This is a genomic window from Pseudomonas sp. TWI929, from assembly GCF_039673335.1.
GTDB lineage: Bacteria > Pseudomonadota > Gammaproteobacteria > Pseudomonadales > Pseudomonadaceae > Aquipseudomonas.
In genome coordinates this window covers 61,584-70,626 of record NZ_JBDJLK010000005.1, presented here as the reverse complement: position 1 = coordinate 70,626, position 9,043 = coordinate 61,584, and the positions used below count along the sequence as shown (strand labels likewise).

At 52.8% G+C, this 9,043-nt stretch carries 7 protein-coding genes; 6 read left to right on the top strand and 1 reads right to left on the bottom strand.

Annotated elements, in window-relative coordinates:
• Positions 1-4 precede the first annotated feature (4 nt).
• Positions 5-253, bottom strand: coding sequence for a hypothetical protein (locus tag ABE456_RS04315; protein ID WP_346642910.1), 249 nt, complete (start codon positions 251-253; stop codon positions 5-7).
• A gap of 293 nt (positions 254-546) precedes the next feature.
• Here ABE456_RS04315 and ABE456_RS04310 point away from each other — a divergent pair, with 293 nt between their 5' ends.
• The 6 genes from ABE456_RS04310 (at position 547) to ABE456_RS04285 (ending at position 8,768) form a co-directional block, all read left to right on the top strand.
• Positions 547-867 (top strand): hypothetical protein, encoded by a 321-nt coding sequence (locus ABE456_RS04310; protein ID WP_346642870.1) that lies wholly within the window; start codon positions 547-549, stop codon positions 865-867.
• A 203-nt stretch (positions 868-1,070) separates the two neighbouring features.
• Positions 1,071-2,408 (top strand): hypothetical protein, encoded by a 1,338-nt coding sequence (locus tag ABE456_RS04305; protein WP_346642869.1) that lies wholly within the window; start codon positions 1,071-1,073, stop codon positions 2,406-2,408.
• 112 nt (positions 2,409-2,520) lie between these two features.
• Positions 2,521-3,504, top strand: coding sequence for a hypothetical protein (locus ABE456_RS04300; RefSeq protein WP_346642868.1), 984 nt, complete (start codon positions 2,521-2,523; stop codon positions 3,502-3,504).
• 254 nt (positions 3,505-3,758) lie between these two features.
• Positions 3,759-4,250, top strand: coding sequence for a KilA-N domain-containing protein (locus ABE456_RS04295; RefSeq protein WP_346642867.1), 492 nt, complete (start codon positions 3,759-3,761; stop codon positions 4,248-4,250).
• Positions 4,251-5,374: 1,124 nt separating this feature from the next.
• A complete protein-coding gene (locus tag ABE456_RS04290; protein ID WP_346642866.1) occupies positions 5,375-6,532 on the top strand; it encodes an ATP-binding protein in 1,158 nt (385 codons plus the stop codon).
• Position 6,533: 1 nt separating this feature from the next.
• On the top strand, positions 6,534-8,768 hold the full coding sequence (locus ABE456_RS04285) for a hypothetical protein (RefSeq protein ID WP_346642865.1): 2,235 nt from the start codon (positions 6,534-6,536) through the stop codon (positions 8,766-8,768).
• Positions 8,769-9,043 lie beyond the last annotated feature (275 nt).

Genomic DNA, 9,043 nt, shown 5'->3' with positions numbered 1-9,043 from the left:
TGCCTTACAGGGCTTTCAACATCCGCTCCAGGGTCTGATGCTCCCACGTCGATAGCAGAGCAATCGGATCTGTCCGATCACCTGGATCGAAGTCCCAGCGCCTTCCTTCTGGGCTCACGCATCGCTCGCAGTAGTCCAGCTCATCACAGTCGTTGTAGATCGTGATCCGCCGTCCTAGCACCACCTCTCGCAGCACTTGGCCGACTTCTCGAGCCGTCAGGGTGCTTGGTGGTACGTCGTCATGTTGAATCATAAGCAGCCCAAGCCGCTCGGTTATCAATTGGAAGATACTTCCCAGTGCAAAAGCTGGCACAGGTTGCAGACCGGCTTTGAGCAGACGTTGGCCGGGGGTGAGGTGACCGACAAAAAAGGTGGAGTACAAATGTGCTCTTTTGGGCTGGCGTAGGCTAACGCACCCATCTCGCTCATTGAGTCGGCGTGGCTTTGTCGATTGGTTAACGCCATGTAGTGATTCGTCCAACCCTCCTGTGCAGCCTTTGAGTCGTCTTTGGTGTCCTTGGTGTATCAGCTGACGAGATTTGCACTATGTATCCAACAACACCAGGTGGTAGCTACTTCTTAGTCAAAGGCCAGCTGTGGCGCTGCAGCAATCCCGCACTATCCGATGAAAAGCGTCAGCACCTGGTGCGCGATCAGATGGATGCACGTCTAGCCGTGAAAAAAGCGAAGGCATCAAATGATGAAAGTCAGATGCGTGCCGCTCGAGCAATAGTGGATCAGGCCAAAAGGGCACTAGGGGAGAGGGGCCCGGTATGGTGGAGCGACTGTAGCCCGGACTACAGCCTAAAGAAGGCAATCAAAACGGCCTACGCTGACTGGCACGCCTCCCTGGACGATTCTGGCTGATACTTCATTCGAACTCGCCACTCCCCGCAGGGGCTACTGCCGATGTGAAATCCTTAAGGGGGGTAGAGGCGTCCTGCAATCAATAAGGCCGGTTCGAATGAAGGCATTATGATGTTAAACTCGATGTACCTGTTCTCGGCGTCTTTCCCGCTAGCACATGGCTCAGGTAGAGCATTGACCAACCACCGTTAGTAGGATTCTGCATGGCAGTCAGGTTGCAATTTTTGACCCAAAATCCAGATGAAATAGCTCTGGCGACGCGGTACTGGGCTATGGACGAGGAGGGGGCGTTTCTCGAGCGCGTAGCTGATTTGGTACCGTTCAGGGATGTCGTCCAGTCGGGTCAAATTGCCAGGCAAGTCAGGGAATACTGCCTTGCCTATGATGACAATCAGTGCTGCTACATGTGCGGCGGGCCAATTAGAGTCAACGGGCGCGCAGATGCCAAAAAGACCTCCCAGAAATCTAGCCTTCCCTGCGAAAGCTGCGAGGATGTGCTCCGCCGTCAACAAGCTGAGCAGCAAGCGCTAGAGCAAGCTGAGATCTCCAAGCGGCTTGCTCATAAAAATGAGCGAAACGCCTCCGCATCCTTGTGTTATGGCGAGCTTTCCGATGGGGCAGTGATCCTGCTATTAGCGTTGGACGCCCTCTTGGGGCAAAAGCTGGCTAACGGAACCTTCACCATAAGCGATTGCGATGATTTATCACCCCAAGGTGGTAAGCACTTTATCGACCGCCTTCTGCGGGAGGGCGTGCTGCTCGATGATCCGATAGCAGCCAAACCAGGCACCTACTTCATCAAAGACGGTGACCTCTGGTCGTACGTCTCCGGGATTCAGTACTTTCTACCTCCGGACGCTGACCTTGGGCGCGGCCCTGCTGCTCTTCGGCATCTCGAAGAGCATATTTTCACAGACACCGAGGCCCTGACTGATCTCTGGTTGGACTACGCCCTTGATGATGTGATGCGGTACTTTGACGATCAATGCAACATCTATCAGCATGAACTCGAAGCAGAAGCAGTTGAGAAGATCAAAGCAAACGTGAGGCATGCCTTACGGAGTTACAGCGTCTCCGAGCTTTGGTCGGTGATGTGGAAGGCTGTTAAGGACGCGGCAAGCTTGGCCAACATGCAGTACTACAACCGGCCCAAAGCAGCAGCGACCATTCCCAACAAAATTCGGAAGCTGGTTGAGCAAGCCGATAAGAGCGGCGGAATCAAGCACATCTGGAATCGACCGGATCATCATGTGGCCGGATCACTAGGCATGGTGTTTTCGAGTCTCTTTGGTATCGACGAGACTACGCCAGGTCAGGCAGTGATCGGGATGTTCCATCGTCTGGGGTGGCATGCTGAAGCTGCTGAATCCCAGCATTTGCAGTCTTTGGCGCAGTCGTTTTTGCAAGGTGCATTGGAAGGGCCAGACTCATGGAAAGCGATTGATGTACTGGCGGGTAAAATTCGATCGGGAATGGCAACTGACGAAGCGCTTCTTGAAATTCTCCTGGAACAAAAGCGCGAAGAAGTCCCAGAAGCCTAGTGATGCGAGTGCGGGCGGCTTCGTAGCCTGAATTCTTGAGGCCCGGCAGAGTCCGGCTGTCGTCTGCGATGGCTCAAAGTAGCAGTCCGATGATCACTAAGGTTAGGTGTTCGTGGATTACATTTACAATGAAAGAAACCTAGACTGGCTTCGTGCCAAGGCGAAGGACGCCAGAAGGCTCTCGATTGCAGAGGAGGAGTTCTTAGATCGCGAGCTCGCGATCAAGCTGCGAGAACGCATGGAGCTTGAGGCCTCGGTTCGTTGGTGGCAGCTCTTCGGGCTGGAGGGCCATCGCTTGGATTCCATAGAAGCTGAGGCTCAATTCATCGCCCACTTAGACGGAATCTTCAAATGCCCACCCGCGAGTCAATTCCTCACCCCGACCGATTCGAAGCGGCGAGTCCACCATGCGTATCACTTCAGCCGACAGCGGGTATACCACGGTGCAGAGTATCTAGCGCCTCCTACGACGCGACTGTTGGAGCTCATGCTGTACGGGTATTTTCCGTACTGGAACACTTGGATCTACCTAGATAGAAGATCAGAGCTCAGTTCAGATGGGTATAGGAAACCCAAGCAATGGCTCGCGCTACCACCAGGAGAGATCCCCCAAGACAGACTCGGCATCACGATCGAAATTAGTGTGGGTTGGAGGTCGCTGATTCGCTCGCAGTCGCCAGCGGCTTTGTTCAGCAGCTTGAAGCCATTCGAAAAGGAAAATCTCGCGAAGGAGTTTGGTGCGGAAGGGACTCATCAGCATTGGCTTGAGCAGATCGCCGAGAATCTCTTCGCAGAACGAGGTCGTCTATCCAGACTCAGTATCACCTATGCGGGTGAGTTGGAGGGGGATTACTTGACCCTTGCTGAACTGATTGCCCAGGGCGGACGTTTGCCTGGCAAGAAGGTGGTTATGCAGGACGACGATTTCCTGAATTGTGAGCCTGATAACCTCGTCACTCGCTCTAGCAGAGGGCGAACCATGGCGTGCAGATCCTGTCGCAATCCCACCACCAAGGAGCTCTCTACTATCACCAAAGACTCCAGAGGGTCGAGCTATCGCGTCTGCCATTCCTGCCTGCGACGCATGTCAAAGTAATGGCGTAAAGCTTCTGTAGGTGAGGGGCTTGCGTCAAATTGCCTTTTACTATAATTTAAGCCCTATGATGTGGTTACTGCATCAGCAAGACACTGAAACCGGCTTTTGGCCGGTTTTTTTGTGCCTTGGATTTCCCCTCTCGCCGCATCTCTGCGGCATCTGTTGACCTTAAATTTACGTGCCTATGGCCGAAGAATCGCGACTACTCGTTCGTGAGGCATACGCACGTCCATAGAAAATGGCGGAGCCCTGATATGAAAGACTCGATCCACGTTGAGTATCAAAACAAAACCATCGTGTTCAGCATCAGCGGGTGGCTGAATGCTGGTCACGTTGCGGAGCTTTACTCGGCTTCCGTAGATGGCTGGTTGAGATCACCTGAAACGCAGGAGTACCTGGTAGATATTGCTCAGGCACTTGGCGTTGAGGATGCCCAGGAGCTTACTCAGATCAGTGCTGACGGCACCTGGTTACATCCGAAGGTGGCAGTGGAGTTTGTCAGAGAGATCGATCGTAAGCTCGCTCGTTGGTGCGACATCACCATCGACAGGATTGCGCGTGGTAACTCATCAATCAAAGAGCGTTTCGACGCAGCTTGCAAGGTATTGAACGAAGGTCGGCGTGAGGCAAGCGAGCATGGAAGAGGGCTCCTTGAGTGGCGCAATAAGAAGCCGCGCCTCGAGTATCGTGTGGCCCATCTGAAGGATCAGTTGCAGCTAACATTGGGGCTTGATAACCCCAACTGAAATCGACGAACGAAAGCCCGCCTAGTGCGGGCTTCGTCGTTTTTGAAGCAGGCGAAATCAAGGCCCGGAGCGTCCCTGCCCAATCGCCAAGATCTGGGCCTGTACTCTAATCTGCTCATACTCATGCTACGCGCCGTCTCAGGTGGCTGCCGGGTCACTCATTTTTGAATGAGTTCAGCCGAAAAAGTGCTGAGTTGTCTCAGTCAATAAGGAAGCACATGAAGCGAGTCGAACGGGATTTCATCACGTTGTTTAATTGTCTCTGGTACCGAGACTTCCCGGTATCTGAGGTGCATGCCATTGCGGGACGTGCCGACTGGACGATCCATCTGGGCCTAGTCGTGCGGCAGTGTGCCACACTGCTCGGCGCTTGAGCCCTGTTTGAGCAAGGGGGGCGTACAGACGCAGTGATTCGGTAAAGCGACACGGACACGCTTTCGTTCGTAGAGTGGGAAGCATTGCATGCGGTAACACTGCGTCCAGTCGGTAAGCAGGGGCAAAAAGTGCATTGAAAAGGCCAGGGCTGCCAGGAAGAACGCGATGCCTATCAACCAGAATGAACGGCTTCGCATGGCTTGCCTTACGCTCAGACCAGACCTTGTCTGGCAAATGCGGTAGTCCGTCGGCAGTTTGCTGACTATCGGAAAAAATTTCGAGGCCAGCAGGCCTGGTCTTGAGGCTCATTGCCACGATAGCTGTGCCCAGTACAATGACTAGCCTCATCACCACGTACGTGATGTTGATTTTCGAAACCTTGCCTTGCCGCAGGCCCACCTTTGTTAGCTGGATTAGAAATTCGCAGCATGACATCCCTCTATTGCGAGAACTTGTTAGAAACCAGGCATCCACTGGATCTCTGCAAATCAGACGAGGTCGCGTGGTGCCTCCCAACGCTGTCACTAATGGCAATTGGCCGACATCAGCAATTTTTGGCATATTGGTCGATACCAAACGGGACTGGCTGCGGGGATCGCTGACCGTACAGACACGCCTCGATTCCACACGAGAGGGTGTGATCGCCGAATTTTTCAATTCCGGGTACATTTGCCACAAATTTTGGCTACTCAAGCGTCATCTAGTAGTAGTCGACCGGTGTGTAAGCAACGAGGGAACGTGAGGCCTGAATGCAGATCAACCGTAAGTTAAACCTGTATGACATCGAAAGTCTGTACGACTCATTAGGTACGGATCCTCATCTCAGGCTGCCCATCAGCATGAGCCATGGGGGCGGGCTCGGGGTCGATGCAGCCTTGGCTCAGTTTATTGTTACCTGGGCGCGGGCATATGATGAGTCAGTGCTGCACCTTTACGCTCCGGTCGAGGAAGCGATCGCCCAGATTCCGCAAGTAGCCAAGAGCGCAGCAGGGCTCTTCGCTCTAATCATGAGCAGTGAAATCCATTCACAGGATCATCAGATTGTTGACCGTCGAGAAGCTCTGGTAGCAATCAGGCCTTTGATCGAAGCGATGTTCGATGGGGACATCCGTAACACGTCCAGCAGCAAGGGAGCTCGCCCCACGGCTATCAACCTGTTCAGCGTCAATTACGCTAAACGGGAATTCATCAAACCGTTCTACTTTGATCACAATTCGCCACAGGTTCAGCCGCCTTCGTGGTTCTCAGAGTTGATTGCACACTCATCGAATCTCATGACGGCTAACAAAGATAGGGCCGCGCTCCTCAGGGCAGGTCTTCCTGAGTTAGGGAGCGTTCTTTACGAACTGATCGATAATGCGAATCAGCACGCTACCACCGATGTTGTAGGCAATAAGTACAGAAAAGCGCTCCGTGGTACATCGATAAAGCTCAACCGTATCAGTCGTCAGGACGCTTTGGGTTACTCAGCTAGAGAGCCCGAACTGGCGCGCTTCATACTCAAGCATTTTTTGAGGTCGGAAGTGCTGGACTTCCTAGAGATTTCTGTGATCGACAGCGGGCCTGGCCTTGCTCGGAGATGGCTTACGGCCAAACAGGGACGTCCCGTCGGGAGCCTTGAACAATTGGATTTTGAAGAGGAGTTGAGCGCGACACTGGAGTGCTTCAAGAGGCATGTTTCATCCAAGCCAGATCCTGAAAGGTCTGGCATAGGTCTTCATACCGCGCTGCAGGCGCTAAACAAACTTAAGGCTTATGTGCGAGTGCGTACAGGGCGACTTTCGTTAAATCAGGCTTTTCAAGGACGCAGTGGGATAATGGAATTCGAACCATCAGCCAGGGGTACTAAGGAACGATTGGTAGCCGCTGAAGGCACGGTATTCACTATTTGCATCCCGGTGAATTGATATGTTTGACTTAATGAATTTCGAAGCCGAGCTTCGTCAGGACGGTAAGCCCCTGCATCTTGCTGTCTTTTTTACAGGCCCTGACTTCCTCACCGGAAAGCAGATTGCCCATGCCCTTCAGATTCAGTTGCCCCGTCACGTAATGCCGGATGCGCTGCTGTTCCTGCTTCCTAAGTACACGCTTGAAGAATTCAAGAAACATAAAGTCGATAAAGCCTCACCGTTGATGGCTCAGTTTGAGCGGAAGGGGCCCGGGTCACCCCAAACGTACGGGGCGGGATTCTACGATGAAACGGGGGCGATTACCGACTATGTCCACATTTCAGGGTCGGATATCAAGGTAGGTGCGCTGATCAAAGCTCAATCGAGAGCCATTGCAAAAGCTGGCCTAGCTAGCCTGGTCAAGCGTTCAGACGTCTTGAAAAAAGCACCTCCCGGATTCTTCTACTCGAAACCTTCCTCTCGCGCCTCAAACTATTTTATCCGTGCTGAGGATCTGTTGTCGGAAACTCTCCACGCCCACTTCTTAGCATTTGCGTGCCTACCATTAATCAAAAAGATCAAGGATGAAGGCCGGCCGGTTCCCGATACCTTGTATCTGGACACGATCGCGTTGCTGCCATTGGCTTTCGCTTTGCAAATGTACCTCATGCGTTTCGAGCAGCCTGTTTTCGCGGACATACGCTCGTTCCATTCACATGAGGGATTGGTGAAAGATGGGCCTCTGCCAAAAGGTGCCTCCGCAATGTGTCTGATCTCAGCCTCCACTCGCTGCGGGCTGGCAGACCAGTGGGCCACGATCAACAGTGCCGATCATTGCCTTGTCACTACCATCTTGTCGTTCGAGTCCACGTCGAAAAGCTGCTCGATTTTGCATACGTTAAAGCAACCAGATGACTTTGAGGTGCTCAAGGAGGGGGATTCCGGTGGCACTCGGCTCATCCGCATCCATGGGGAGCGGTTTGTAGCTGAGCACAGCGAAACCCGGCTTCTGAACATCACCACTGAGCACGCCCCCACAGCTCTTCAACCCAAATTCTATCTGTACATGGGTGAAGGCTTGTTTAGCTGTTTCAGACAGGACAAACCTGGCGCCCGATCGCGAACGGTGCATGTCGATAAGACCAAGCTGATCGGCACCCCAGGATTCAAGGAATGGTTCGATACCGTTTTGCTTGAAGAGGCAGTGTCATCCACTCGGTGGATTATTCATGACGACGATGAAGCGAGTATTCATCTAGCGGACAAAACCATTGCCTACCTAAAAGGGTGTGGAGTTAAGATCGAGAACAAGGTGTCCTTTGATAAATTTGACGCCGGAACAAAATTTGACGGTTCTGTGATTGTCTTGGCTGCGGCAGTTGAGCGTGGCTCACGCCTCCAAAGCGTGAGTCGCCGGTTGCGTACGGCCCAGCAAAGCGGTACACGCCTTTACATAGCAGGAGCGCTATTTGGTCGAAGCTATCAGATGGTGAAGGAGCTGCAAGCCAATCTGACCCAGCCGGCGAAAGACCATAGTCGATATATCGTTAAGACCTATATGGAGATTCCCGCTGCCGAACTGGCATGCGCCGATCACTGGGAGAAAGAGCGAGCTCTGCTTCGCTCGTTGCACTCGATTCGCTCAGAGTTTTCTGACCCTATCGCGAAGCGGATGGAGGTCTTTGACCAAGTGCCGACCCAAGGACTGGCGCTGAATCCTTTCTGGCCAAGTAGCCAGACTGGTGAGCCAATGGGGCTAGCCCGGGGCTTCGCTTTCGTTGACGGCAAACCCGACGGAAAAACTGACGTCACGGTCGCAACGTCCACAGACATTTTCCTGACCATCTTGTGGATTCTGCAGAATGCGAGGTATGGCGAAAAGGTTGCTAATGCGAAACGGTTGGAGTCAGGTGAGCTCCAGCAGGTGCTTTTGTCGCCAGAGGTCTTTTCTCGCTTCGACGATGGCGTTATTCAGGCGGCATTCCTCCACGCTGCGTTACCGACCGAACTGGATTATCGTGCCGATGAAACTCAGAGCCTGGCTATGTCGGACATTATCTATCGCCTAGCGGCAGGCTACGGGTACGAGCGAGGAGAAGCAGCGATGGAGTTCGTGATGGCGTTGGCAATCGAGAAGATCCGGCTTCATAAAACTGAGGATGCGCGTCTACGGCAGCGGTTGATAAAAGTCTTGGAACATAAAATCCCTGAGATTGTAGATTTACTTGACCCTGAAGCGGGGGCTCCGCTTTAAGTTCCAGTTTTTCCCAACCTGAGATTTTACGTAATTGCAACTCTCTGGGCGATCGGTCAGAGGGTTGCTTTCGCCACATTGTCCGGTGAGGTATGCATCAAGTTTGGATGAGTCCTTTCTATTCGCTGAATGCCAATTTTGGATTCAGCCGCCTCTCCGGATTTTGACCAGCAACTCCGTATCGTCAAGGCTGAGTTGCATGGGTATATTAAAGTTTAGGCAATGCAAGCCACAGCTGTTAGGTGTATAAGGTAGTCATGACTTCTATTTATCAT